22 protein-coding genes are annotated in these 24,983 nt (G+C 62.2%); 8 read left to right on the top strand and 14 right to left on the bottom strand.

The annotated features are described in order from the left end of the window. Positions 1–134: 134 nt before the first annotated feature. Together HDE78_RS12650 and HDE78_RS12645 are read left to right on the top strand one after the other, a co-directional pair. Positions 135–521: a VOC family protein gene (locus HDE78_RS12650; protein ID WP_179480000.1), complete on the top strand. Its 387-nt coding sequence runs from the start codon at positions 135–137 to the stop codon at positions 519–521. 174 nt (positions 522–695) lie between these two features. After that, positions 696–1,178: a cupin domain-containing protein gene (locus tag HDE78_RS12645; RefSeq protein WP_179479998.1), complete on the top strand. Its 483-nt coding sequence runs from the start codon at positions 696–698 to the stop codon at positions 1,176–1,178. A gap of 492 nt (positions 1,179–1,670) precedes the next feature. Here HDE78_RS12645 and HDE78_RS12640 read toward each other — a convergent pair whose 3' ends face one another. From HDE78_RS12640 to HDE78_RS12615, 6 genes are all read right to left on the bottom strand, one after another. Continuing rightward, the gene (locus tag HDE78_RS12640) at positions 1,671–3,110 is read right to left on the bottom strand and encodes an outer membrane protein transport protein (protein WP_179479996.1); all 1,440 of its coding nucleotides are present in this window, start codon (positions 3,108–3,110) and stop codon (positions 1,671–1,673) included. A gap of 101 nt (positions 3,111–3,211) precedes the next feature. After that, positions 3,212–3,694 carry a hypothetical protein gene (locus HDE78_RS12635; RefSeq protein WP_179479994.1) on the bottom strand — a complete coding sequence of 161 codons (483 nt, stop codon included), beginning with the start codon at positions 3,692–3,694 and terminating at the stop codon, positions 3,212–3,214. Positions 3,695–3,778: 84 nt separating this feature from the next. Continuing rightward, positions 3,779–4,330 carry a hypothetical protein gene (locus tag HDE78_RS12630; RefSeq protein WP_179479992.1) on the bottom strand — a complete coding sequence of 184 codons (552 nt, stop codon included), beginning with the start codon at positions 4,328–4,330 and terminating at the stop codon, positions 3,779–3,781. A 685-nt stretch (positions 4,331–5,015) separates the two neighbouring features. Next, complete coding sequence (locus HDE78_RS12625; RefSeq protein ID WP_255457783.1) at positions 5,016–5,771, bottom strand: TetR/AcrR family transcriptional regulator; 756 nt, start codon at positions 5,769–5,771, stop codon at positions 5,016–5,018. Positions 5,772–6,335: 564 nt separating this feature from the next. Then, positions 6,336–7,193: a PA4780 family RIO1-like protein kinase gene (locus HDE78_RS12620; RefSeq protein WP_179479989.1), complete on the bottom strand. Its 858-nt coding sequence runs from the start codon at positions 7,191–7,193 to the stop codon at positions 6,336–6,338. Between the two features lie 87 nt (positions 7,194–7,280). Further along, positions 7,281–8,291: an LLM class flavin-dependent oxidoreductase gene (locus HDE78_RS12615; protein WP_179479987.1), complete on the bottom strand. Its 1,011-nt coding sequence runs from the start codon at positions 8,289–8,291 to the stop codon at positions 7,281–7,283. Positions 8,292–8,433: 142 nt separating this feature from the next. Here HDE78_RS12615 and HDE78_RS12610 point away from each other — a divergent pair, with 142 nt between their 5' ends. Then, on the top strand, positions 8,434–9,156 hold the full coding sequence (locus HDE78_RS12610) for an rRNA pseudouridine synthase (RefSeq protein ID WP_179479985.1): 723 nt from the start codon (positions 8,434–8,436) through the stop codon (positions 9,154–9,156). 327 nt (positions 9,157–9,483) lie between these two features. Here HDE78_RS12610 and HDE78_RS12600 read toward each other — a convergent pair whose 3' ends face one another. Then, positions 9,484–9,993, bottom strand: coding sequence for a DUF1993 domain-containing protein (locus HDE78_RS12600; RefSeq protein WP_179479983.1), 510 nt, complete (start codon positions 9,991–9,993; stop codon positions 9,484–9,486). Between the two features lie 71 nt (positions 9,994–10,064). Then, complete coding sequence (locus tag HDE78_RS12595) at positions 10,065–10,262, bottom strand: oxidoreductase-like domain-containing protein (protein WP_179479981.1); 198 nt, start codon at positions 10,260–10,262, stop codon at positions 10,065–10,067. 170 nt (positions 10,263–10,432) lie between these two features. On the opposite strand from HDE78_RS12595, the gene HDE78_RS12590 reads away from it, so the two are divergent. Continuing rightward, positions 10,433–11,578, top strand: coding sequence for a glycoside hydrolase family 18 protein (locus HDE78_RS12590; RefSeq protein WP_255457782.1), 1,146 nt, complete (start codon positions 10,433–10,435; stop codon positions 11,576–11,578). Positions 11,579–11,587: 9 nt separating this feature from the next. On the opposite strand, the gene HDE78_RS12585 is transcribed toward HDE78_RS12590, so the two are convergent. After that, complete coding sequence (locus HDE78_RS12585) at positions 11,588–12,361, bottom strand: class I SAM-dependent methyltransferase (protein WP_179479977.1); 774 nt, start codon at positions 12,359–12,361, stop codon at positions 11,588–11,590. Between the two features lie 181 nt (positions 12,362–12,542). Here HDE78_RS12585 and HDE78_RS12580 point away from each other — a divergent pair, with 181 nt between their 5' ends. From HDE78_RS12580 to HDE78_RS12570, 3 genes are all read left to right on the top strand, one after another. Continuing rightward, positions 12,543–13,934 carry a hypothetical protein gene (locus tag HDE78_RS12580; protein ID WP_179479975.1) on the top strand — a complete coding sequence of 464 codons (1,392 nt, stop codon included), beginning with the start codon at positions 12,543–12,545 and terminating at the stop codon, positions 13,932–13,934. Between the two features lie 70 nt (positions 13,935–14,004). Then, entirely contained in the window at positions 14,005–16,311 is a 2,307-nt protein-coding gene (locus tag HDE78_RS12575; protein WP_179479973.1) for a transferrin receptor-like dimerization domain-containing protein, read from the top strand. A gap of 119 nt (positions 16,312–16,430) precedes the next feature. Further along, positions 16,431–18,710, top strand: coding sequence for a M14 family zinc carboxypeptidase (locus tag HDE78_RS12570; protein WP_179479971.1), 2,280 nt, complete (start codon positions 16,431–16,433; stop codon positions 18,708–18,710). 123 nt (positions 18,711–18,833) lie between these two features. Here HDE78_RS12570 and HDE78_RS12565 read toward each other — a convergent pair whose 3' ends face one another. From HDE78_RS12565 to HDE78_RS12550, 4 genes are all read right to left on the bottom strand, one after another. Further along, entirely contained in the window at positions 18,834–19,535 is a 702-nt protein-coding gene (locus tag HDE78_RS12565; protein ID WP_179479969.1) for a tetratricopeptide repeat protein, read from the bottom strand. 106 nt (positions 19,536–19,641) lie between these two features. After that, positions 19,642–20,271 carry a hypothetical protein gene (locus tag HDE78_RS12560; RefSeq protein ID WP_345776060.1) on the bottom strand — a complete coding sequence of 210 codons (630 nt, stop codon included), beginning with the start codon at positions 20,269–20,271 and terminating at the stop codon, positions 19,642–19,644. Positions 20,272–20,442: 171 nt separating this feature from the next. Then, positions 20,443–21,363 (bottom strand): SDR family oxidoreductase, encoded by a 921-nt coding sequence (locus tag HDE78_RS12555; RefSeq protein ID WP_179479967.1) that lies wholly within the window; start codon positions 21,361–21,363, stop codon positions 20,443–20,445. Beyond that, on the bottom strand, positions 21,360–22,484 hold the full coding sequence (locus HDE78_RS12550; protein ID WP_179479965.1) for an MBL fold metallo-hydrolase: 1,125 nt from the start codon (positions 22,482–22,484) through the stop codon (positions 21,360–21,362). Before HDE78_RS12550 ends, HDE78_RS12555 begins: the two co-directional genes overlap by 4 nt. A 135-nt stretch (positions 22,485–22,619) precedes the next feature. On the opposite strand from HDE78_RS12550, the gene HDE78_RS12545 reads away from it, so the two are divergent. After that, entirely contained in the window at positions 22,620–23,231 is a 612-nt protein-coding gene (locus HDE78_RS12545; protein WP_179479963.1) for a TetR/AcrR family transcriptional regulator, read from the top strand. An 8-nt stretch (positions 23,232–23,239) separates the two neighbouring features. On the opposite strand, the gene HDE78_RS12540 is transcribed toward HDE78_RS12545, so the two are convergent. Further along, the gene (locus HDE78_RS12540; RefSeq protein WP_179479961.1) at positions 23,240–24,895 is read right to left on the bottom strand and encodes a M28 family metallopeptidase; all 1,656 of its coding nucleotides are present in this window, start codon (positions 24,893–24,895) and stop codon (positions 23,240–23,242) included. Positions 24,896–24,983 lie beyond the last annotated feature (88 nt).

Below are 24,983 nucleotides of genomic sequence, written 5' to 3'. Positions count from 1 at the left end.
GGCAGTTTGGCCCTTGCTTGCAAGCCCGATCGTCGCGGCCTGACATTTCATTCAAGGCAAAAACCGCCACTGCTCCATTCAAGCGTTAGTTCTTAAAAAGGCATCCTCTCATTACCACCAACCGCGGAGGTTCCATGAAACGGGTCACTGGCATTGGCGGCATCTTTTTCAAGGCGAAGGACGCTCCTGCACTGCGGGCTTGGTACAAGCAGCATCTCGGCATCGATGTCCAGGCTTGGGGTGGAACGGCTTTTCCCTGGACCGATGACGAAGGCCAGCCTGTGGCTGGGACAACCGTCTGGTCGGTCGGTTCGTCGGAGGGAGATCAGTTTGCGCCGAGCACGGCATCTTTCATGGTCAATTATCGCGTGGATGATCTATATGCCCTGGTGAAAGCCCTGCGCGACGAAGGCTGCAACGTGCTCGAGAAGATCGACGACTCGGAGTACGGGAAGTTCGCCTGGGTTATCGATCCGGAAGGCAACAAGATCGAGCTCTGGCAGCCACCTGCCGGCCAGTGATGGGGCGTGTTTGTGCCTGATATGACTCGCGGCCCGGCAAGTGCTTGTGTACGGCTACTTTCGATGGACAGCGAACTAAAAGTTGGCTCTTGATGCGCCGAGCGAAGCTCGGGGAAAACGGCCGCCAAATCTCGTGCGCGGGTGCTTTTCCGTTTTTCACAACAAAGGATAGGTATGTCGGAAGATGCCAAACCTGCGGCCATAAGGGCCTTCGACGCGCCAGTAAGAACCCGGCCGTCCAATTACCCCGAGCCTTTCGCATCGCGCATGGCCGGGCGTGAGAAGCGCGCGCTCGGCGACATGTTCGGCCTCGCGAATTTCGGCGTCAATCTCACTCGACTGAGCCCAAATGCCGTTTCATCGCTGCGTCATGCGCACACTCGACAAGACGAGTTCGTCTATATTCTGCAAGGGCATCCCACGCTCAGAACGGACGCGGGTTCGATGCAGCTCGACCCTGGCATGTGCGCCGGATTCAAGGCGAATACGGGCGATGGACACTGTCTGGTGAACGAAACGTCGGAAGACGTTTTGTATCTCGAAGTCGGCGACCGAATTGCGGGCGACGAAGTCCGTTATCCCGACGACGATCTGGAAGCCCTTATGGACAACGGCAAGTGGACGTTCGTGCACAAGGATGGAACCCCCTACGCGTAAGTGCGCGCAGCGGTTCAGCGCTGCGTCGCGCCGTGCCCAACGCCTACGCTTGCACCGCCTCGCCCGTGCGCGGCTGACGAATGACCGCCCTCTCACGGGCGTCGACGATCGGCCGCCGCGCATTATCGGATCCCTCCGGGACATGGGCCTCACCTGTTGCATCGGTACGCGCTGCCGGTGAGGCGCTCCCGCTAGCGCGTAGCTGTCGGCATGGGGTCGCAGGACGCGACCAAACCGCGTGCAGCGCGCGGTCACGACGGTCCGGCTTTACCGGAGGGCCGGACGTCGATGGCCTCCACTTTTCCACAAAATGGAACACCCGTGGTCGTCGGCAGACGAGGCATCCCAGCCATCGTCTGCCGGCGTAGAAGCGTCCGTTGCCGCTGTGAAATGAAAACACCGGCCATCCCGCAGCCTGCCCGACGTCATCCGCGGATGACGGGTTCGTGCAAACAGACGACTGCACGATCGGGGACTCACCCGCTGGCCGATCTAGAGTTTATACGTGGCCGTCAACGAGACGACGTCACCGCTGTCCTTGGCATATCCGTCAATCGTGCCGCCACCGAGCGCGACCTGGTTGGTCTGTTTTATCGTGGCGTTGCTGACGAACTGGTGCTCATACGCCGCGTCGAAGCTCAGACGATCGGTGGCCTGGTAGCCCACGCCAAGACCGAGAACCTTGCGGTTATTGTCCGGCACTCGCGTCTCGCGCGTGTCGGTTACCGTGGGCGTCTCGTCGTAAGCCACGCCACCTCGCAACGTCCACTGATCGTTCAATGTGTAGTCGCCACCGAGGCTGAACGAATAACTGTTGCGATAATGCTCGGGCAACGTGATCAAGTTGACCCCCTGCGAGGACAGCGTCAGGGTCTGGAATTTGGACCAGTTGGTCCATTGCACGGAAGCGCCCAGGCTGAAGCGATCGTTGAACCGGTGCAGATAGTCGATATTGACGAACGCCGGCAGATTGAGCACGGCGGAGGCGGGGGAATTGCTGCCGCTTCCGTTGAGTTCGGGCAACGGAAAAGCGCCGAATCCGGGCAGGCCTGTGAAGATCGCGTTCAATACGGGAATCGCGTTGATCAGACCTTGCGCGTCGGCTGCTGTGGCAGCGTTGGGATAAGAGATAAAATAGCTGCCGGTCAGCCGGTTGCCCACGCGCGAGTGGTAGCTCACACCCAGCGAATCATCGTCGGTTGGCTTCCATTCGCCGCCAAGAAAATAACCTTCCGACCAGTTGTGCACGCGTACGTTGATTTGCGCGACTTCGTCCAGCGGCGTGGGAATGCCCCCCGTGGCCCCCGACGCATATGCGGTCCCGCCGAGATTGAGCCCGTTATTGAGCTGGGCGCGCGTACGCTGGGCGATTACGCCAAGACCCAGCGCAAAGGTATCGCTGATCTTGAAGCTGCCGGACACATTGAGACCGATCGACTTGAGGCTTGTCATGGTGCCGAACTGGGCAAATCGCGCGTCCGGGCTATATTTGGTTACCAGCGCATAAGGTACGTCCAGCCCGAAACCCAGAGCGAAACGATCCGAGACCGGCAATACGGCGAAGGCCGAGCCGTCATTGTTCAGATGGTCCCCGCCGTTGGGATTGCTGCCGGGCAACGGCGCACCCGACGGATCGGTCATGGAACCGTGGAACTGGGTGCTGATGTCGATGCCGATCCAGCTACCCTGCACTACCGGCGAGGTGAACCACGCCATCGCGGCGGGATTGTTGTAGGAGGCGGACGGATCGTTCTGCCACAGCGAGCCGCCGCCAAAGGCGCGGCCGAATCCCGCGGCGTTGGAAACCGGCAGCTGGAACGCGGCAGCGCGCACATGCGTCGGCACGCACAACGCGATAACTACCGCCGAGGCCAGCGCGGTCGTCGCCAGGCGCGTGGAGACATGACGATGCAATGATCGGATCTTTTCCATTAAAAAGTTCTCTCAGGTCGGCAAACGTTGCAGGAAAAACGGCATGCAGACGACCGACGAGCGTTCCTCTGCATGCCTTGCACTCTCAGACGCTCAAGGCATCAGTTGGGAGTTATCACCTGGAATGCAGGCGATACGGCGAGCACGCCGCTGGCGGTGCAGCCGGAGCCCACATTGCCGCTGATCGTGATGCTGCTGGCGGCGCTGTTGATCGCCGCGCTTACATTGCCGGCGCAAGTCGTCAGTGGCGTCCTGATGCTGACGTTCTGAATGGTTGCCGCGGTGGTCGAGTTGTAAGTCACCTGCCAGGGCAAGCCTTGCGCAGTCAGCGAGGCGCAAATGGGATTGCTGCCGGTAAAGACGGCCTGCGTCACCGTCGTGTTGTTGGCCACGTTGGCACCGCTCACCAGCGTAAAAGTCGAGGTACAGGCGACGGTTATGCCGCCCGCCGTCAGGCTGGTCGCTCCCGAAGCGCTGAACGTCGTATTCAGAGGAACGCCATGAGCAGCGAACGCTGGCGCAGCGCCCATCGAGCCCACGGCCAACATGCATGCCAACAACAGCGATTTGGATTGCACTTTCATGTTGTATCTCCAGTTGATAGGCGATGCCTTGCGGCATCGGTTGAGATGTCACGGCACCGCCCGGTGCCGGACAGCGGCAACGGCTTAAAACGATTCCCTGCGTATCCGGCCACCCCACGACTCGTTTTTCGGCGATGGTCGCCGGCGCCGGTTGCCCGGCGGCACATCGGGCGCATCGATCGCAAGCGCGGCCGCACTCGCCTGCTCTACGACCTGCCGCACAAGGCTGACTCGTTCGGTGGCACCCAACGTGGCAGTTAGCGTCAGACTGATCAGCGCGTCCGGGCGCGCCAGCAGTACGGCTGCATCGGCGGCCTCGCCTGCGCCGATGGCGGCGATCCATGCATCCATGCCTTCGCCAACCAGAAGGCAGCAAAAGCTTCCCTGGCATGACCGCAGACGTTCGCGATTGAGAGAGTCCAGCCGCGCAGCCAACATCTCTTCGATCAATAGGGCGTTGCCGGCGAAGTGATGGTTGATGGGGACCGGGTTGGGATTCGCGCCTGGGGCGATCTGGTGCAGCGACCTCGCCTCGTATCCGTGCTGGATGAATCGCGATTCGGCCGCACGCGGCACGCACAAGCGCTTTCGCGTATCAGCTCCGCTGACGCCGATGTCTTTCCTATTGACGAACATGCGCCCCATGCCTCCATGGCCAGATGCAACACAAACGCTGGTTCAGCTCACTGACTTACCCCACCGCCCAACATCGGTTTCAGATCGATTTCAGGTCGACCTTTCTCGGTGTTTTTCGGCACCCCGAAATTCAATGAGTGCATTGAAATCATTATTTCAATGCACCATTTGAAATGGAGGTTTTACAATGAGCCCGGCACAGGCACGGGTCAATCTGCAACGCACCATGTGCCCGCGCAGGCTTGTGGCAGGTGTCGCCGAGTACTGGCGATGAACGTGCGGGCTTGAGTTTTCAGCGGCATGAGCATCGACGCTCCGGATGGCGGGAGCGCCTGCCAACCGGCTTCCAGGGACATCGTTTGCTGCAGCGCAGCCATCTCCTGCCGCCCCGGCTATGGCGCAGGAGCCGTAATGCATGTCCATCGACGGCAAGGAGATCGACGAGCGGTCTGATGGACTTGCGCTCGCCAGCGAAAACCGCCGAATCAAGAGGGACCGCGATCCGTATGGAAAACTCCTGTTCGAACGGCACCGTCTTGCCGGGCCACTTGTCGCGCCGTCTTCAGAAGGGTTTCATGGCATCGCGGCAGCAAAGTCGCCCGTCTTCGGCTGCCTCTGCGCGCATCGCGCCGAACCTGGCGGGACCGGCAAGCCGTGCATGAAGCGCGACACCATGGACGCGAGGCTAAGAAGCTTTTCGTTTGATCGAGCGCCTGCCCGGTACGGAAACGGCTGCCTTTGCGGCGTCATCGGTGGCCTGCGCGGCGACATGGGCGAGTTTCTCGACCTGCTCCACGGCACGCACCTGCTTCGGTGTACCCAGCGGATCGGTAAGCATGGGCTGCACCAATGCGATCAAGCGCGCCAGCAGCACGGTTTCATCGATCGACTTCCCCATGCTCAATGCGGCAATCAGTTCATCGACACGCTGGCCTGCTAGCAAGCCAGCCAGGCCTTGCAGACTGAAGCGCAAGCGCATGCTGAGTTCGCTGCGCGACATGTCGGGCAACGCTCGCGAAAACGCCTCGAAGAAACGTTCGAAGATCGGTCGGTAGTGTTCTTCCAGATAATCGCGGATAAACGGCGAGGAGTCGCTATAGACGCGCCCCAGCAGGCTGATGAAAGCCGGACTACCGGCCGGCGGGCGACTGAGCCGCAACGCCGGCACGAACAGCACGCTAAGTACTTCGGTAGCGTCCAGCGGCCGCCGGCCACGACGCTGCTCGCAGCATGAAAGCAACTGCAGCCGTTCGGAGTTCAAGCGGTCCAGACGCATGGAAAGCACCTCACGCATCAACAGCTCTTTGCCGCCGAAATGATAGTTCACGGCAGCCGCATTCGCCTTCGCGCGACGGGTAACATCCTGCAGCAGCATGGCTTCATAACCATGCTCGATAAATGACGCTTCGGCTGCATGCAACAGCCGATCTCGCGTATTCATCTGGCGCATGCTTGGTTCTTGGCTGTCTACGGACATATAGCTTCAGGTCTCTGCGACGAAATAGATAGGATTCGGCAAGATACCCAATGGATGCCCCACCGCTCATTCGATGTCCGTTCTCGAACGAGCTTGCCTGCTCGGGTTACCCTTGGAATGGTTCAATAGGCGGCAGTAACGGTAAAACGATAAAGGGCGTGGCGTCGATAGTCGACTGCCATGCAAATCGACAAGACGATCTCTACGGCATGCCATGCCGCGCGTTGTTTCGGCGGCAGGCAAATCATGGCACGTTTTTTCAGCCCGAAGCCTAGCCGCTTTCAAGTGACGGTCATTCTGGCCGGACCGATCGGAGCAAGCCGGCAAGCACCGACGGTTGCCCATCTGCGTGCTGCGTTCCGGTGCGGATCTGTCGGCGGATTGCGTATGGGCGCGAACGCTTCTCCTCGGCAGGCAGCAGCTGCCGGGGGCGCGCACAACCGACTCGCCTCGCAACGCCACCGCGAGACATTCGGCTCCGATCGATCCAGGCCGTCGCGAAAAAGTTACCCGCCGGCAGGCGCAGCCTCAATCAGCCTGCGCCGCCTCGTCCCTTCCCTGCTGGCGAATGATCGCCTCCTCGCGCGCATCGATGATCGACTGCATCACGCTGTCGACGTCGGCGATGGTTTCGTCGAATTCGAAGTGGCCGGTGAGCTCGGTGTCGGGGTGCAGTTCACCGAGCTCGAACAGCGCCCACATTTCTTCGGCGTAGTAGCTGTCAAGCAGCTCGGGTGCGAAGCGTGACAGGCTGATGGTGATGTTGCCGACGTCGCGGCGAAGCATGGTGCGCGCGGCGTTGTTGCCGGAGGCGCTGACGACCTGCGGCAGGTCGATGATGACCGGACCTTCCGGCCCGACCAGCACGTTGTATTCGGAAAGGTCGCCGTGGATCAGGCCCACGCACAGCATTCGCGCCACCTGCTGCATCAGAAAGCGGTGGTAGTCGCGCGCGGTGTCTGCCGACAGCTCCACTTCGCCCAGGCGCGGCGCGGAATAGCCTTCTGCATCGGTGACCAGCTCCATCACCAGTACGCCGTTGAAATAACCGTACGGTTTGGGCACGCGCACGCCGGCGGCGGTGAGCGCGTAGAGCGCGTCGACCTCGGCGTTTTTCCAGGCCGCCTCGGCCTCCTTGCGGCCGAACTTGGTGGCCTTGCCCATGGCGCGAGCCTGGCGGCTGCCGCGCACCTTGCGGCCTTCCTGATACTGCACGCGGGCCTGGAAGCTGCGCTGCGCCATGTCCTTGTAGACCTTGGCACAGCGGACGTCGTCGCCCGAGCGCACCACATAGACGGAAGCTTCTTTGCCGCTCTTCAGCGGTCGCAGTACCTGGTCGATAACGCCTTCGTCGATCAGATCCTGCAGGCCCTTGGGTGTCTTCATGCGTGGAAAAGCTTCGGCAATTCGTGGAATAACCGCGATTATGGCCGATCCGTGGGCCAACTCGGTTATTTCCCACACTTGAGCGCTTTAACTTGCCTGCAGGCTGGCCGCGCCGAGCCGGTCGCGCACGCTGGCGGCGATCTCGAACGAGCGTCGCCGCGCCGCGTGCTCGAACACGTTGGCGGTGATCAGCAACTCGTCCGGCTTGTGTCGCTCGATAAAGGCCTCGAGGCCCGCTTCTACCGTATCGGCGTCGCCAATGACCGCGCAGGCCAGCGCGTGGTCGACGCCGTGACGCTCCATCGGCGAGGCATACGACTCGATGTTGTCGATCGGCGGTGGAATAAGACCGGGTTTGCCTCGCCGCAGGTTGATGAAGCTCTGCTGCTGGGTGGTGAACAGCCGGCGCGCTTGCGCGTCGCTTTCGGCGGCCACCACGTTGACGCCGAGCATGGCGTAAGGCTGCTGCAGCCGGGCCGACGGGCGGAAGTCGCGGCGATACAGCGCCAGCGCCTCGTCCATCGCGTCGGGGGCGAAATGCGAGGCAAAGGCGAACGGCAGGCCAAGGCGCGCCGACAACGTCGCGCTGAACAGGCTGGAACCCAGCAGCCACACCGGCACGTCGAGCCCGGCGCCCGGTACGGCGCGCACCGGCTGGCCCGGCTTCACCGACTCGAAGTAACCCAGCAGCTCCATCACGTCGTGCGGAAACGCGTCGGCGCTGTCGAAATAGCGGCGCAGCGCCTTGGCGGTGGGCTGATCGGTGCCCGGCGCTCGGCCCAGCCCGAGATCGATACGCCCCGGGTACAGCGACGCCAGCGTGCCGAACTGTTCGGCCACCTGCAGCGGAGCATGATTCGGCAGCATGATGCCGCCCGAGCCCACCCGAATTTTCGACGTACCGCCGGCTACATAGCCGATCAGCACGGCCGTGGCGGCGCTGGCAATACCCACCATATTGTGGTGTTCGGCCAGCCAGTAGCGGCGGTAACCGAGTCGTTCGGCGTTCTGCGCCAGGTCCAGCGTGTTGCGGAAAGCCTGCGCCGGGTCGCTGCCTTCGGTGACGGGCGCCAGGTCGAGTATCGAAAAAGGAATCATGGGAGTTCTCGCGGTAGCTATGGACAATGATTTGGGGACGGTTGCCGCGATTGGCAACGGCTTTCGACCCGGCCGTGGGATATCGGCAGCCACAGCGCCGAACCCCGCCTACAATGGCCGCTCTCTCCTGCACGGCATCTCGATGACTGAACCGGTTCGCCTCGCCAAACGCGTCGTTGCCCTTGCCCAGTGTTCCCGGCGCGAGGCCGAGCAGTACATCGAGGGCGGCTGGGTACGCGTCGATGGCGTAGTGGTGGAAACACCGCAGTTCATGGTCGATACGCAAACGGTCGAACTGGACCCCGGCGCGCAGCTGATCGCCACCGAACCGGCCACTCTGGTGCTGCATAAGCCGGTCGGCTACGACGCCGGTGACGGCCCGAATCCGGCCAGCGCGCTGGTCGTCCCGGAAACGCGATGGGCCGACGATGCCTCCGGCGTGCGCCCGCTGAAGCGTCACCTGCAGCGGCTGAACTCGCCACTCCCGCTGCCGACCGCGGCCACCGGCCTGATGATTTTTACCCAGGATTGGCGAGTGACGCGCAAGCTCACCGAGGACGTCGATCGGGTCGAGCAGGAGTTTGTGGTGGACGTGAGCGGCGAGCTGATCGCCAACGGACTGGCCCTGCTCAATCACGGCCTGCACTTCAACAATTACGCCATGCCGCCGATCAAGGTCAGCTGGCAGAGCGAACAGCGGCTGCGGTTTGCGTTCAAGGTGCTGCAGCCCACCCAGATCGAGCCGATGTGCCACGCGGTCGGGCTGAAGGTGCTGGCGATGAAGCGCTTGCGCGTCGGCCGCATTTCGCTGGCCAAACTGCCGCCCGGCCAGTGGCGATATCTGGCGCCGCACGAACGTATCTAGCGTAGACTTTCGCACGCTGCAACGACGCTTTCAGACACCGAAACGCGTGCAGCGATGTCAGCAGTGCCGACCGTCCCACCACCACACCGCGGAGAGCAGCATGAGCAAGGGTCTGGATTCGAAAAAGAGCGACAAGAAAAAGCCGGAAAAAACCATGAAGGAAAAGAAGCTGGCCAAGCAGGAAAAGAAGAAGAACGCCAAGTAATCGCGCACGCTTCCTGACGGTGGCTGCATCGGTCCTTCGGTTCAGGCTGCTGCAGTCACCCGGCTTGCACGCATCACGTGCAAGCTCCGGTACGAGGTTTCGCTCTCGCTACCGCTTTCGACTCAGTACTCGCCCATGTAATCGCGCTTGCCGATCTCCAGACCGTTGTGGCGCAGGATCGCGTAGGCCGTGGTCACATGGAAGAAAAATTGCGGCAGGCCATAGCTCAGCAGATAGCTCTGCCCGCTGAAATGGCGCTCTTTGGGCGTACCCGGCCGGGTGACGATTTCGCGTACGGCCGCGTCGTCGAACGATGCTGAGCTCAGGCCATCGATAAAACCGATCGTTCTCGCAATCAGGGCATGCAACCCGTCGAACGTCGGCTCGCCCTCTTCCATCTTCGGCACCTCGACACCGGCCAAACGAGCCGAGACGCCACGCGCGAAATCGCAGGCGATCTGCACTTGCTTGGCCAACGGAAACATATCCGGAAACAGCCGCGCCTGGGTCAGCGCCGCCGGCTCGATGCTCCTGGCCACCACATGCTTCTCGGCTTTGGCGAGAATGGCATCGAGCCCGCCGAGCATCTGGCGGAACACGGGGACCGAACTGGTGTGCATGGCGTGCGACATGGGAATTCCTGGAAAGCGCGGAAAGAGATCGGCGCAGTGTAGTTCAGTGCTGCCCGCAGCGCTGGCGCGTTCTACGGATGTCCAGCGTGCCGCGCATGCCACGCAGCCAGCGCCACCCGATAACGCTCAAGCGCCTGTTCATAGGTGTCGAACACGCAGGGCACGCAGCCTTCGCCGCAGCAGTCCGCCGCATCCGGTTCGACCGGGCGCGTCGGCGGCGGATCGGCTGGGTCAGCCACATGACTCGATGGTGGATCATTTTTCTGCATAAGGTGTCACAGCGACCTTTTCTATCGGCGGCGGATCATCGTGCCGGCAATCGGCGTCGGATTACGCAGCGACTGCACATCGCTATCCAGACCACGTGCGGACAAAGACGCATAGGCAAAGCCGGTAGCGGCTGCGAAGATAGCCGATCGTATCTAGCGGAACGATGCCCATGAAGATCGGCGGCACACCAAAACGCAACCCGATCGGTCCAAGACTGATCGCGACACTGACACTGCTTCTCTCTGGCTGCCACAACCTGCCTGTCCACGCGCTCGGTGCCCCTGCGCCGCACTATCGCGTCGTAGGCTACGACGTCGACAAGGCCGGTGTGGATCACGTCGACGTCGGCAAGATCGACACGCTGATCTTTGCCTTCGCCCGGGTCGCGGATGACTGGGTCGTGCTCGATCCGGATGCCTCAACGAAATTGCATCAGCTAACGGGTCTCAAGGCGAAACACCCCGCGCTGAAGGTGGTGCTGTCGGTCGGAGGCTGGGGTGCGGGCGGCTTTTCCGAAGCGGCGAGCACGCCGGCCAACCGCCGTCGCTTCGCCGACAGCGCGACGAAACTGCTCCTCGACAACGATGCCGACGGCCTCGACGTGGACTGGGAATATCCCGGTCATTCCGAATCGGGCATTCATTCGAGCACGCAGGATCGGGCCCACCTCACCTTGCTGCTGCAAGGTATCCGCACTGCACTGGATGCCGCGGGCCAAGGCCACGGACGCCATTACACACTGAGCATGGCCGTCGCCGACGGGCCGTTCGTCGACGGCATCGACATCGCCGCGATAGCGCCGTACCTCGACTGGTTCAATCTGATGACCTACGACGTCGTCAACTCGATGACGCCGACAACCGGACATCACAGCGGCCTGCACGCGTCAGCGCTCGCGCCGGCCGATGCGCGCACCACCGACCGTGCGGTGAAACAGTTTCTCGCCGCGGGTGTGCCGCCGGGCAAGCTGCTGATCGGCGCAGCCTTCTACGGCCGCGAATTCGATGACGTGAAGCCCAACCATAACGGTCTCTACCAGGCTTACGGTCATTACGGCAGCGAACATCCGTGGCCACAGTTGCAGTCCGACTTCATCAACCGCCGCGGCTTCGTGCGCTACTGGGACGCGCAGGCCCAGGCGCCTTATCTTTGGAACGCCGCGACCCGCCAGTTCATCAGCTATGACGATACGCAGTCCATCGCCGCCAAGGCTGCCTTCGTGAAAGCGCAGCATCTTGGCGGCATCATGTACTGGGAACAGAGCGAGGATCCGCAGAACGTGCTGCTGGACGCGATCTGGCGCGGCCTGCAGTGACCTACTGGCTTAGTTGGCTGGCTTGCGGAAGCGGTAGATGAACTGATCGGTATGGCCGCGTATCGCCTTGTCGAACACTTTCAGCGTGTGGTCGTCCGCCGGATTGCGCAGCGCGTTGCTTTCGCCGTCAAACACAAAACCCGCCGCCTCGATCTGCTGCTTGACGATGGCCGGATCGATCCGGTGCAGCGTATCGGTGTCCTGCATGCCCGAGCCCGCCGGCGCCACGTGATCGATCACCACGAACAGGCCGCCCGGCTTCAGCGCATCGAACACCTGCTTGTCGAGCACGGCCGGATCGACCTTGCCCATGAACTTGTCCGGATAGTCGTGATAATTCTGCGAGGTGAACACGAGGTCGACGGGTGCCGGTGAGCTCAGCTGGTCGGCCGGCTGTTCGAGAACGCTGACGTTGGCATAGTGCGGATCGGCGGCAAACTTTTTCACCGCGGCCAGATCCTCGGCATCTTCCTTGACGTACTCGTTAGGCCAGATCGTATACACGTGCCCGCGCGGGCCGACGATGGCACTGAAAACGCGGGTGAAATAGCCGCCGCCCGGAATCAGCTCCAGCACGCTCTGTCCCGGTTGGACATGCGCGAACTCCATGATCGAACTGACTTTACGCCGCGCGTCGTTGGCCTTGTCGGCATCGCGCGCAGGATCGCCCACGGCCTTGGCCACCGTGGCATAGATGGCCCCGGTATGGGCACCGGACATCTGCGCCAGTGCGGCGCCCGGCAGGGCAAGAGCGATCAGGAGGGGGAGAACGGTTGAGCGCATGATTAACTCCGCGGCGGGCAAGGGTCCACTGATTGTGCGCCCGATTCAGGCAAAACGTGAGGTGACGATTGGCACGGGTAAGCCAGAAATTGGCCGTCCATCAAAAACCTTGCGGCGTCCAGGCGACAGCCGTCTTGCAGACTGGTAAAACTGCAACGTCGGTCGTCACGGGGAAAAGCGAATGAGAGCACTTCATAAAGACAGCTGGCTGGGTAGTGCCCTGCTGTTGGCATGTGTTTCGACCACCGTCCACGCTCAATCGGCGGCTCAGTGGAAATCTCAGCAGTTGGAAGCATCGCGCAAATCCGAGCTGATCATGCACCAAGCGGAAAGCCGCAAGGGCTTGCTCGCCCAGTACCAGGTCATGCGCTACGCGCACGGTAAAAGTAACGACACCGCCTTCCGACTGATTTTCGGTCAGTACCTCAGCTGGTATCAGACGTTCATCGGCGATTATCCGGATGCCTCGGCCAGCTTTTCCATTAAGCAGTCGTCCGCGCCGGGAGATCACGCCTCGCCCCTCGCAGAGGGAGGCTATTCGCCCAGACCAGCTCTGGAAGCCATTCCCGAGCTTGCCAAAAACTATCGCGCGGTCTTCTTCAACGAAGCGCACAACGTGCCTCTGACGCGAACCTTGACCGTGCAGCTGTTGAGCAAGCTACGTCACGAGGGGTTCAACTATTTCGCCGCCGAAACGCTTTATCAGGCCGATACCGGCCTGCAGTCGCGCGGTTATCCCGTCAAGAACAGCGGTTTTTACACTGAGGAGCCTATTTACGCAGAGATGGTTCGCACCGCGCTGAGACTCGGGTTCAAGGTGGTTGCGTACGAAGCTATCTCGGACGCTTCGGGTGATGCTCGCGAAAAGGAACAGGCGGTCAATCTTTACCACGAAGTATTCCAAAAAGACCCCCATGCTAGGCTCGTACTCGATGCCGGGTATGCGCACATCCAGTCTTCCGGCAGCGTCCTCGGTGGCTCATCGATGGCTGAACACCTTCATGAGCTATCGGGCATCGCCCCGTTGACCGTCGAGCAGACCGTGATGTTTCCGCATCAGGTCAGCCAGGACAATCATCCCTATTACGACATGGTCATCCAGCATGATCACCCCACCGTACCGACTGTCTTTGTAAACAACGAAGGCAAGCCATGGACGCTGCGCGACGGCTACGACATAAGCGTCTTCTTTCCTGCGCAACGGTTCGAATCAGGCCGACCGACGTGGGTAAGCCTTGGCGGATTACGTAAACCTTTTCCGGTGAGCGGAAATCGATGCATGCACGATTATCCATGCATGGTGGAAGCGCATTACGTGGATGAGGGACCGGATGCCATCGCTGCCGATATTCTGGTGCTGGACCCCATACCACTTAATGCCAAGCAGGATGATCGTATTCTTTTTAATAAGAGCGAGCCTAGCGGCATGCTCTACCTGCGGCCAGGAAAGTACCGACTGACTTACACCAATCAGAAAAACGTCGTATTGCTGGAGCAGCAAATCGATATTCCCGCCGACGCCCCCGTAGCGCTTCCTGCGGCGGCCAGCAGCACCGGACAAGCAGATACCTGACACACGATAAATTCGGACCAGCTAGTTTGAACCACCTGACGTTTGATTATAACCACTGAAGGATCCATGCATGACACGATTGATGATTCGACCCTTGCTGGCGATCGCTTGCGCCTTATCCACCTGGGGCGCTTGCGCCGCAAACGACGATATCAATCAGCACAGCACGGACATGCTCGGCTTCAGCTCGGGCAACGCCGCCAAACAGCAAGGCCTCGAACAACGCTTCGACGCGCAGCTCGACCCCGCCGACCAGCGCATCTGGCTCAAGCAGATGTCGTCGCAGCCGAATCAGGTGGGTTCGCCGCATGACAAGGCGAACGCCGAATTCATGTTGGCGAAGTTTCGCGAGTGGGGCTGGGATGCGCATATAGAAACTTTCGATGTGCTCTACCCAACGCCAAAGAAAGTCGCGCTCGAATTGCTCGGGCCGCAGCCCTTCACCGCGGCGTTGAAGGAACCGGCTATTGCCGGTGACGCCACCTCGAACATCCAGGATGGCGCACTGCCGCCCTACAACGTCTACGGTGCCGATGGCGACGTCACCGCCGAACTGGTCTATGCCAACTACGGCATGCCGGACGATTACAAGGACCTGGCCCGTCGCGGCATCGACGTACGCGGCAAGATCGTTCTCACGCGCTATGGCGGCGGCTGGCGCGGGCTGAAACCGAAGCTGGCACAGCAGCACGGTGCTATCGGTTGCCTAATCTATTCCGATCCGCACGACGACGGTTATGCCAAGGGCGACGTCTATCCCAAGGGCGGCTGGCGTCCCGCCGACGGCGTGCAGCGCGGTTCGGTGGCCGACATGCAGGTGTATCCCGGCGACCCGCTGACGCCCGGCATTGGCTCGGTACCCGGTGCCAAACGACTGGCGATCAAGGACGCCACCTCGCTGCTGAAGATTCCCGTGCTGCCAATCTCCTACGCCGACGCCACGCCGCTGCTGCAGTCGCTGAGCGGGCCGGTGGCGCCGGCCAACTGGCGCGGCTCGTTGCCGATCACGTATCACGTCGGCCCGAGCACGGCCAAGGTGCATATGACGGTCGAATCGAATTGGGGCCAGAAGCCGGTCTACGACGTCATAGCGAAAATAAGGGGCAGCACGGCGCCGGATCAGTGGATCGTGCGTGGCAACCACCACGATGGCTGGGTGTTCGGCGCCTGGGATCCGCTGGCCGGCAACGTCGCGCTGATGGCCGAGGCCAAGGCGATCGGCGCGCTGGTCAAACAGGGCTGGCGTCCGCAGCGCACGCTGGTCTATGCCAGCTGGGACGGCGAGGAGCCGGGCTTGCTGGGTTCCACCGAATGGGCCGAGACGCATGCGAAAGAGCTGCAGGCCAAGGCTGTGATGTACGTCAACTCCGATACCAACGGGCGCGGCTTTCTCGGCGCCGGCGGCAGCCATTCGCTGCAGCATCTGGTCAATCAGGTTGCCGACGGCGTGACCGACCCGGAGACGAAGGTCAGCGTGCGCGAGCGCCTGCGGGCGCACATGCTGATCGCCGGCAATGACGACGATGCCAAACCCGAAGCGAAGGACATCGCGAAAATCGCCGCCCAAGGCGGCGACGTGCCGCTGGCCGCACTGGGCTCGGGCTCCGACTTCAGCGCTTTCCTGGAGCATCTGGGCATTGCTTCGCTCGATCTCGGCTTTGGTGACGAGGACGACAACGCGGGCATCTATCACTCCCAGTACGACTCATTCGATCACTACGTCCGTTTCGGCGATCCCACCTTCGAATACGGCGTTGCGCTCTCCAAGGTGGTTGGCCATATCGTACTGCGCAGTGCCGATGCCGATGTGGTGCCGATGCGCTTCGGCGATTTCAACGCCACGCTTGATCGCTACGTCTACGAGCTGCACCAGCTCGTAGACAAAACGCGCAAAGACACCGACGCGCAGCACAAACTGCTGGATGCCCACGCATTTACGTTGGATGCGGATCCGACCCGACCGGTTCTGCCGCCGGAACGCGATTCGGACGTTCCCGCCATCAACCTGGCTCCCTTGGACCAGGCTGCGCAGCAACTCGCCCGCAGCGCCCAGGCCTTCGAAACAGCCTACGACAAGCGAGCCGATGCCGGTTTCGACCTTTCGGCAAAACAGTTGCGGGAATTGAGTGCGCGAATGGGCCACATGGAGCAGGCGCTGACCGATCCCAACGGCCTGCCCACGCGGCCATGGTTCAAGCACATGATCTACGCACCCGGCATGTTGACCGGCTACGGTGTCAAAACACTGCCCGGCGTGCGCGAGGCGCTGGAAGCACGACGCTGGGACGAGGCCAACCAGTACGCCGTAATCACCGCGAAGGTTATCGACGGCTACCGCACGCAGCTCGATCAGCTGACAGCGATGCTCAACAAATAGCGGCTTCTTTCCGTCGTGAATTGCGATGGAAACACCACCCAACTGATGGGCTACACCGATTCCCCTGCGTTCTGGCAAAGTGTGTCGATAGAGCACGGCGCCAAACCAGGGGAATTAGCATGCGCGTATCCATTCGGCTTTCATTGACTGCGCTGTTGGCGCTGGGCATGGGCGCCGCGACGGCGGCCAACGACCCGGCCGATGCCAGGGCATATGCCCGTGATCCCGGTCAGCCGATCGATCAGGCGTATACCGACCAGATCCTGAAGTTCACCACCGATCCGTCGTTCAACTCGCCGCTGACCGACTATCTGCCGGCATCCACGACCGTGCCGACGCCGGACAAGGTGCTCGGCCATATCGCTGGTGCGCCGAACTATCTGCCCTACTCGGCCGACGTCTATCGTTACTTTCGTGCACTGGCGGCCGCCAGCCCGCGGGTAAAGATATTCACTATCGGCGAGACCGAGGAAGGCCGCGAGATGATCGCGGTAGCGATCGCCGACGAAAGCGTGCTTGCCGATCTGGACGCCAACAAGGCGCGGCTGGCCAAACTGGCCGACCCGCGCAGCATCGGCATGAATGACGACACGGCTGACCAGCTGGTCGCGCAGTCCACCCCGGTCTACTACATCACCGGCACCATCCACTCCACCGAAACCGGCGCGCCCACGGCGCTGATGGAGCTGGCGTATCGTCTGGCGGTGGACGACTCGCCGTACATCAAGCACATCCGCTCGCACGTCATCACGCTGATCACGCCGCTGGTCGAGGTCGACGGCCGCGATCGCATGGTCGATCTGTACAACTGGCACCTGGCGCATCCAGGGCAGAACTATTCGCCGCTGATGTACTGGGGCCACTATGTCGCGCACGACAACAACCGCGACGCGATGGGCATGACGCTGAACCTCACGCGCAACGTCGCCGACACTTATATCGGCTGGCACGCGCAGGTGCTGCACGACCTGCACGAGTCGGTGCCGTTCCTCTACGACAACACGGTCGGCGACGGCCCGTACAACGCCTGGATCGATCCCATCCTCACCGGCGAGTGGCAGCAGCTGGGCTGGAACAACGTGCAGGAGCTGACCAAACTCGGCATGCCCGGCGTGTTCACCCACGGCGACTTCGATACCTGGAGCCCGGGCTATCTGATGTTCATCGCCGCCATGCACAACGGCGTCAGCCGCTTGTACGAAACCTTCGGCAACGACGGCGCCGACACGGTCAAGCGCACGCTGAGCCCGAAAGAATACGCACGCACCTGGTACCGACCGAACCCGCCGCTGCCGGAAGTGATGTGGTCGCAGCGCGACAACAACAACTACGAACAGACCGGCTTGCTCACCGCCCTGAATTATTTCTCCGACAACGGCCCGCTGTTCCTGAAAAACTTCTACCTCAAGGGCAAGCGTTCGATCGAAAAGCCGCAGGAAGCCGGCCCGGCTGCCTATGTTTTCCCCGCCGACGAAACCCGCACCGGTTCGCAGGCCCAGCTGCTGCATGTTATGCAGCTGCAGCACGTGGAGTTGAGCCGAACCACGTCGCCTGTCACGGTGACGCTACCCAAGCAAGGCGACGATCCGAAAGCAAAGGCCACCTCGAAAACCTTTGCCGCCGGCAGCTACGTGGTGCGCATGGATCAGCCCTACTCGCGCATCGCCGACGCCCTGCTCGACCGCCAGTACTGGTCACCGAAAGACCCGGGCCTGGAAAACCTGAAGCAGTTCGTGCGCGAAGGCGGCCTGCTGGTCACGGCCGAAGACACCGCCAAGTTCGCTATCGACAGCGGCATGGCGCCGGGCGTGTTCGTCACGCCCATGCACAACCTCAAAGTCGTCGGCAGCGTGCTGCAGGGCACGTTTGTCGATCGGAAGAGCCCGATCGCCAGCGGCTACGCCAGCGACGACCTCGCGCTGTACAGCTCGGTCGGCCAGTCGTTCACCGTCTCCAACCAGGTCACCGGCGACGACGGCCTGCCGAACGCGAAGGACTTCCAGCGCCCCACCGGCCGCGGTGGCCCGCACGACACCGATATGCCGGAAGGCCGCGCCTCGATCGCTCCACCCTCGCTGCCCGATCCCAAACCGTGGCAGCCCACGCCGCTCAACGCCGAGCAGCTGCGCAACAACCCGCTCGCGATTCCCGCCGACCAGCAGCCCAAGGTGATCGTGCGTTACGCCGATGCCGACAAGTTGCTGATCGCCGGCCTGCTCGACGGCGGCGATGAAATGGCCGAGCGCGCCGCCGTGGTCGACGCCCACTACGGCAAGGGCAACGTGCTGCTATTCGCCGGCAACCCGATCTGGCGCGGCGAAACCATCGGCAGCTACGGCTTGGTCTTCAACGCCATCACTCACTTCAATCAATTGGACGGCCAGACGGCCAAACCTTGATCGAATAGCTAGCTGGCGTACAGTCATCCGACTGGACGACGAACAACGGCATCCATTAGCGCTTTGGATGGCGTCCATGCCGTCGTCAGTCGTTAGCAACGCTCGATCGAATTTTACTCGAGACTACTCGGCTGACGCAGAAACGATCGCCCGCATCGCCGGATGATCCATCTGCACCGCGTAGCTGACGATGGCGGCCTTTACGTCGGGCGTCGCATCCTCGGCCGCGCGCTTCAGCCATTGCGCGGCGTCTTCGATCCTGCCTTCGGCGACGAGCGCCATGGCCCAGTTGTACTGCCCGCGAAAATAGCCAGCCTCGGCCGAGCGTCGATACCAGTCGTTGGCCTTGAAGGTGTTGCGCATGACGCCCCAGCCTTCTTCGTAGCAGCGGGCGAGCAGGTTCATGGCACGGGCGTGGCCCTGCTCGGCGGCCTTGGCGTACCAGTAAGCGGCGCGCTCGGCGTCGCGCTCTACCCCCTGACCATCGAGATACATGCGCGCCGCGTTGTATTGCGCCCAGTCGTTGCCGAGCTTGGCCGCATACACGTAGCAAAAAAACGCCTGGGACAGATCAGGGTCTGTACCCCAGCCCTTTTCAAGGCAGCGCCCGACCATCATGGTGCCTTCGGCGTGACCTTTTTTTCCGGCTCGTTCGAACCAGGCCAGGGCAACCGCCGCGCTTTTTATCGTGCCGTTGCCCTCGAGCAGCATACGGCCAAACATCACCTGCGCGGTGACCACGCCCTGGTTGGCCAGCCATTGAAGGGTGAGCTCGGAACGATCGGGGTCGCGCGCCAGAAGGTCGCGTATTTCGTCAGCAGTCATGCTGGTGCAACCACTGGCGGCATTGAGTCATGCGTCATTATACGAGGCCGAAAACCCCGGTGCTACGCCATCTGTCGGGGATCAGGCCCTTGATACCGGCGATATGTCAGTGGACAGCAGCGGATACGTCGTCGACCAGGCACACCAGTCCCTGCATATCGAACCACGGCGGATCGACCATCGAGCCAAACCGCACTATCACCAGATGCTTCGACGGCACTATGACGATGCGCTGCCCGTTCATGCCGGAGGCGAAATAAGCGTCCGGTGGCAGACCATCGATGCGCGGCGCCCTGTCGCCCGCTGCGGCCACATTGGTCCAAAAGCCAGCGCCGTACGGCGCGTCCAGCGTTGGGCGGGCCGAAAACGCGGCCCACCCAGCCGGCAGGAGGCGCCGTCCGTTCACCACGCCATCGTCGAGATAAAGCTGGCCGAAGCGCGCCCAGTCACGCGCCGAGGCGTAGATACGGGTGGAACCGATCAGCGTCTGCGCACCGTCGAATTCCATCGACAGGTGATGCATGCCGAGCGGTTCGAGCTGCTGCTTCTGGGCGAAGTAATAGGTCGACAGGCTGACGAAGTGTCCGTGCCAATTCGTCGTGATGCGGCGATTGGCACAGTTCACCGCGTAGTGCAGGCCGCGCTTGAGCGGCTTCAATCCCTCGTCGCAGGCATAGCTTTCGGTAAACGCTCGCTCCGGTGTCAGGCCCTCGACGAACACGCCCGAACAGATCACTTCGGCACTGCTCGCCGTGGCGACGCGAATCGCATGGTCCGATCGCTTCCAGAAAAAAGCGCGGCGAGAATCACCAGCACAGCACCCAGTGCACAGGCCAACCGGACCCAAACGACCTTCTCCGCTGGGACACGTGTATCCCCGTTACGTGATGTCTCGAACCGAACCGGCCTAGCCGAACTTGGCAGCCGTCAGCGTCGCCGAAACATCCCATAGGCGTGCCGCCACCGCAACGTCGTTGGCCCAGGCCGAAATTCTCGCGGGCGCGGGCGCGCCCTTGATTTCGGAGAATCCGTCCGGACCGTAGTAACCGGCGTTTTTGGCATCGGGTGACGTGGCGGCATAAAGCGTGGGCAAAGCACCGGCCGCTGCCGATTGGCCGAAGATATGGACAAATCCCAGGCTGAACTTGCTGGCCAAGCCATCATTACCCAGGCCATTGGCGATCAACGCCGTGGTGGCGATGCCGGGATGCGCGGCGTTGCTCATCAGACCCCAGCCATTGGCATCGCTGCGGCGCTGCAGCTCCAGCGCAAACATCAGCATGGCCAGCTTGGACTGACCGTAGGCCCTGTTCGGCGTATAGCTGCGTTCGAGCTGGAGATCGTCGAAATGTATCTTGCCGAAGCGATGCATCACGCTGCTGAGGTTGACCACGCGCGGCGCAGGTGACTTGCGCAGCAGCGGCAGCAGCTGTGCAGTGAGCGCGTAGTGGCCCAGATAATTGACGCCCAGTTGCATCTCGAAGCCGTCGGCCGTGACCTGGCGCTGCGGCAGGGCCATCACGCCCGCGTTGTTGATCAGCAGATCCAGCGGCCGGCCTTCGGCATGTAGCCGTCGGGAAAAGTCCGCAACCGATGCGAGTTTCGATAGATCGAGAGATTCCAGTCTTACCTTCGCCCCCGGCGAAAGCGCGCGTATTTTCGCCAGCGCCTCGTTGCCCTTTTGTTCGCTGCGCACCGCCAGAATCACCTCGGCGCCCGCGTTGGCCAGAGCCAACGCCGCTTCGTAACCGATGCCGCTATTGGCCCCGGTTACCACGGCGCGCTTGCCAAGCTGTGAGGGAATGTCGTTCACCGTGAAGCCGCTCATGCGCCGGTTTCCCTGGAAAGGTTGAGTGAGGGATGCTCGACAGCCTCCGCCTCGAACGCACGCCACCACGGCGACTGCAACGCCGTGTCGGGACCAACGGTTTCGCCTGGACGCGGCTGCACCAGATGCACGCCCTGCTCTGCCGCCAGCGCGCGGATGCGCTCGGCCGGTTCGTCCCAGCGATGGAAGGCCAGATCGAATGTGCCCCAGTGCACCGGCATCATCGTCTTTCCGCACACGAGCCGATGCGCGGCGATCGATTGCTCCGGCTGCATATGCACGTTGGGCCAGGTCTCGCTGTACGCACCGCATTCGATCAGGGTGAGATCGAACGGCCCGTAGCGTTCGCCGATCTGCGCAAAGCCCTCGTGCATGCCGGTATCGCCGCTGAAGAACAGCCGCTCGTGCGTGCCCAGCACCACCCACGAAGCCCACAATGTCGAGTTGCCGTCCCGAAGGCCGCGGCCGGAAAAATGCTGCGCCGGCGTCGCCGCCAGGGTCAGTGGCCCGAAGCGCGTTTCCTGCCACCAGTCCAGTTCGGTGACGCGTTTGGCATCCACGCCCCAGGCGATCAGCCGCTGGCCCACGCCGAGCGTCGTATAGAAGTGGCCGACGCGATCGGCCAGCGCGCGAATGGTGTCGCGATCGAGATGGTCGTAATGATCGTGCGACAGGATCACCGCATCGATCGGCGGCAGCTGCGCCACGGTGAGCGCCGGCGGCGTGAAACGCTTGGGCCCGGCGAACGGCACCGGCGAGGCGCGCGCGCCGAGCACGGGGTCGGTGAGCAGACGCAGCCCGTCGATCTCGATCAGCACGCTGGAATGACCCAGCCAGGTGACCTGCAACGCCTGCGAGGGCGGACCGCTCAGCACATCCTGACGCACCGTCACCAACGGCAACGGACTTTGCGGCTTGCGCCGCTGGCCGCGATGCGCGCGGAAAGCCTTACGCACTTCGCCCAGACTTGCAGCTCGGGTATTGGCCACGTTACGAAAACGGCCGTTGTGCCATGCCGGCGACTGCGGATGCGGTCGCACGATACGTTGCCGTTGCGCCATCACGCGCCAGGCAAACAGGCCAAGACAGAGAACCACGATGACAACGAGTGCACTAGCCATGAGCGGGCATTCCGTTAAAAGTAAACGACTTCGTATACTTTATGGCGCGCCATAAAGAAAGTAAACTATATCGTGTACTTTGTGAGCCGGTCGTTAGGTGACCGGCGCCACACGCCCAGCCATCAGGAGCCCGACTTGTTGAACCGCAGCGCCACCAAACGACAGGCCATGCTCGACGCCGGCATCGCGGAACTGGCCGAGCACGGGCTGGCCGGCGCCAGCATGGAATCCATCGCCGCGCGGGCGGAGGTTTCCAAGCGCACGCTGTACAAGCATTTCCCATCAAAAGACGCGGTACTGGAGGCGGTATTGGCGCTGCTGATGGAACGCGTCGATCCGCTGAGCAAACTGCACTACGACCGCCAGCGCGATTTCATCGAGCAGCTGCGCGAGGTCGGCATGCGGGAGATGCAGCTTATATGCGACCCGGACTTCATCCGGCTCAGCCGCGTGCTGATGGTCGAGTGCATGCGCTCCGAAGCGCAAAGCCTGCGGCTGATGGAGAAGTTCGGCGAAAAAGAAAACAGCGTCTATCACTGGTTTCAGCAGGCTGGCGACGCAGGCCAGCTGGGCCAGCTCGACGCCAAACTGGCGGCGGACATTTTTGTCGCGTTCCTGAAATCCTCGGCCTACTGGTCTTCCGTGATCGCCTGGCAACCGGTGCCGAAGAAAGCCGAACAGGCACGCCTTATCGAAGAGGCGTGCCTGACTTTATTGGGCCGATTGCAGACGAACCGCTCACGCTGAGTTCGGCTTCACTTCGGCGGATCCGCCTCACGCTTGGCGGCAAAGGGGCTGTCGGGGTACCACTTCGGCCAGACGTTGTCCTGGCTAAGCTTCTGCCCCAGCTCGTACAGTGCCTGCGTGTCTTCGAGGATGCCCGAATAATCCCAGTTTGGATCGAACACGTCGTTCGGCGTGTGGTAGTGATGGGCGGTGTATTCGGTCGCGCCTTTCTGACCGGCCTCGTGCCCACCGTTGAGCAGATCGAGGCCGGAGCTCGCCAGCATGGCCGGCACGCCGGCCTTGGCAAAGTTGAAGTGATCGGAGCGGAAGTAGAAACCGTTCTCCGGCGTGGTCTCTGGCGAGATCACCCGACCCTGAGACTTCAGCACGTCGGCCAGCATGTCCTCCAGCTGCGACTGGCCCTTGCCGATCACGGTCATGTCGTGCGCGCGGCCGATGATCGGCAGCGCATCGACAGCGATATCCGCGGCGGTCTTGTCGAGCGCGAATACCGGCTTGGAGGCGTAGTACTGCGAGCCGAGCAGCCCGGACTCCTCCAGCGTCGGCATGAAGAACAGCACGCTGCGCGGCGGCGGCGTTTTCTGATGCGCGAACGCATCGGCGATCTCCAGCAGCATGGTCAGGCCGGTGCCGTTGTCGATCGCGCCGCCGTAGACCTTGTGTCCCTTCAGCGAGGGATCGGTGCCGAGGTGATCCCAGTGCGCGGTATAGATCACTGCTTCGTCGGGCTTGCTGCTGCCCTTCACCATCGCAAGCACGTTGTGCGACTCGATATGGCCGATCTTGTTTTTCAGGCTGACCGAGGCCGTGGCCTGCAGCGGCAGGGGTTTGAAGCCGGGCTTGGCCGCGGCTTTTTCCAGCTCGTCGAAATTCTGGCCGGCGGCGGCAAACAGGCGCTCGGCCGCGGCGCGGGTCAGCCAGCCGGCCACCGGCAGGCGCGGCGACGGATCGACGCTGCTGGGCAGGCTGAGCTGCGGACCGCTGTTGCTGTTTTGCAGCACGCGGAACGGATAGCCGGCCGCCGCATCGCTGGTATGCACGATGAAGCAGGCGGCCGCACCCTTCAGTGCGGCCTCGGCAAACTTGTAGGTCCAGCGGCCGTAGTATGTCATCGCGCGACCGTTGAACAGCTTCGGATCCAGCGTGGCGAAACCGGGATCGTTCACCAGCACGATCACCGTCTTGCCCTTGACGTCGATGTCCTTGTAATCGTTCCAGTGCCACTGCGGCGCGTCGGCGCCAAAACCCAGAAACACGATCGGCGAGTTTTTCAGGTCGACATTGGCTTTGGCCTGCAGCGTCTGCACCACCATGTCGTCGTGATTGGCAAACTGACTGGTCTTGCCGCCAGCAGAGATGTTCAGGGTGACATCGGTATTCAATAGCTGGATCGAGTTGGCCGGCACCGTCTGAAACCATGAGCCGTGGTTGCCCGGCTGCAGGCCCATGCGCTTGTACTGCTCGACCAGCCAGTCGATCGTACGCGGCTCTGCCGCCGTGCCGGGCTTGCGCCCGCCAAATTCGTCCGAACTCAGGGTCTTGTCGAACTGGGCGAAATCGGCGGCGTTGATCTGCGGCGCCAGTGCCACGGACGGATCGGCCGCCTGCGCGGCGCCAGCTGCCACGCAAAGGGCGGTAAATAAAGCGGTTGAGGCGAGACGCATCGAGCACTCCAGCAGGAACGGACAGACCACCGTTGTAACGCGCGCGCCAGTGCGTGTCTATGAAAAATCGACGCGATGGACGTCGAGC

The organism is Rhodanobacter sp. K2T2, assembly GCF_013408815.1.
In the GTDB taxonomy this organism is placed as follows: domain Bacteria; phylum Pseudomonadota; class Gammaproteobacteria; order Xanthomonadales; family Rhodanobacteraceae; genus Rhodanobacter.
The sequence above is the reverse complement of the archived record's forward strand: the minus strand, read 5'-3'. Positions and strand labels throughout refer to the sequence as shown.

Coding starts and splice junctions, on each gene's coding strand:
- HDE78_RS12610 (WP_179479985.1), top strand. CDS start 8,434: ATGACTGAACCGGTTCGCCTCGCCAAACGCGTCGTTGCCCTTGCCCAG.
- HDE78_RS12650 (WP_179480000.1), top strand. CDS start 135: ATGAAACGGGTCACTGGCATTGGCGGCATCTTTTTCAAGGCGAAGGAC.
- HDE78_RS12565 (WP_179479969.1), bottom strand. CDS start 19,535: ATGACTGCTGACGAAATACGCGACCTTCTGGCGCGCGACCCCGATCGT.
- HDE78_RS12550 (WP_179479965.1), bottom strand. CDS start 22,484: ATGGCTAGTGCACTCGTTGTCATCGTGGTTCTCTGTCTTGGCCTGTTT.
- HDE78_RS12625 (WP_255457783.1), bottom strand. CDS start 5,771: ATGAATACGCGAGATCGGCTGTTGCATGCAGCCGAAGCGTCATTTATC.
- HDE78_RS12555 (WP_179479967.1), bottom strand. CDS start 21,363: ATGAGCGGCTTCACGGTGAACGACATTCCCTCACAGCTTGGCAAGCGC.
- HDE78_RS12620 (WP_179479989.1), bottom strand. CDS start 7,193: ATGAAGACACCCAAGGGCCTGCAGGATCTGATCGACGAAGGCGTTATC.
- HDE78_RS12575 (WP_179479973.1), top strand. CDS start 14,005: ATGACACGATTGATGATTCGACCCTTGCTGGCGATCGCTTGCGCCTTA.
- HDE78_RS12595 (WP_179479981.1), bottom strand. CDS start 10,262: ATGCAGAAAAATGATCCACCATCGAGTCATGTGGCTGACCCAGCCGAT.
- HDE78_RS12600 (WP_179479983.1), bottom strand. CDS start 9,993: ATGTCGCACGCCATGCACACCAGTTCGGTCCCCGTGTTCCGCCAGATG.
- HDE78_RS12635 (WP_179479994.1), bottom strand. CDS start 3,694: ATGAAAGTGCAATCCAAATCGCTGTTGTTGGCATGCATGTTGGCCGTG.
- HDE78_RS12570 (WP_179479971.1), top strand. CDS start 16,431: ATGCGCGTATCCATTCGGCTTTCATTGACTGCGCTGTTGGCGCTGGGC.
- HDE78_RS12630 (WP_179479992.1), bottom strand. CDS start 4,330: ATGTTCGTCAATAGGAAAGACATCGGCGTCAGCGGAGCTGATACGCGA.
- HDE78_RS12640 (WP_179479996.1), bottom strand. CDS start 3,110: ATGGAAAAGATCCGATCATTGCATCGTCATGTCTCCACGCGCCTGGCG.
- HDE78_RS12580 (WP_179479975.1), top strand. CDS start 12,543: ATGAGAGCACTTCATAAAGACAGCTGGCTGGGTAGTGCCCTGCTGTTG.
- HDE78_RS12590 (WP_255457782.1), top strand. CDS start 10,433: ATGAAGATCGGCGGCACACCAAAACGCAACCCGATCGGTCCAAGACTG.
- HDE78_RS12615 (WP_179479987.1), bottom strand. CDS start 8,291: ATGATTCCTTTTTCGATACTCGACCTGGCGCCCGTCACCGAAGGCAGC.
- HDE78_RS12585 (WP_179479977.1), bottom strand. CDS start 12,361: ATGCGCTCAACCGTTCTCCCCCTCCTGATCGCTCTTGCCCTGCCGGGC.
- HDE78_RS12540 (WP_179479961.1), bottom strand. CDS start 24,895: ATGCGTCTCGCCTCAACCGCTTTATTTACCGCCCTTTGCGTGGCAGCT.
- HDE78_RS12645 (WP_179479998.1), top strand. CDS start 696: ATGTCGGAAGATGCCAAACCTGCGGCCATAAGGGCCTTCGACGCGCCA.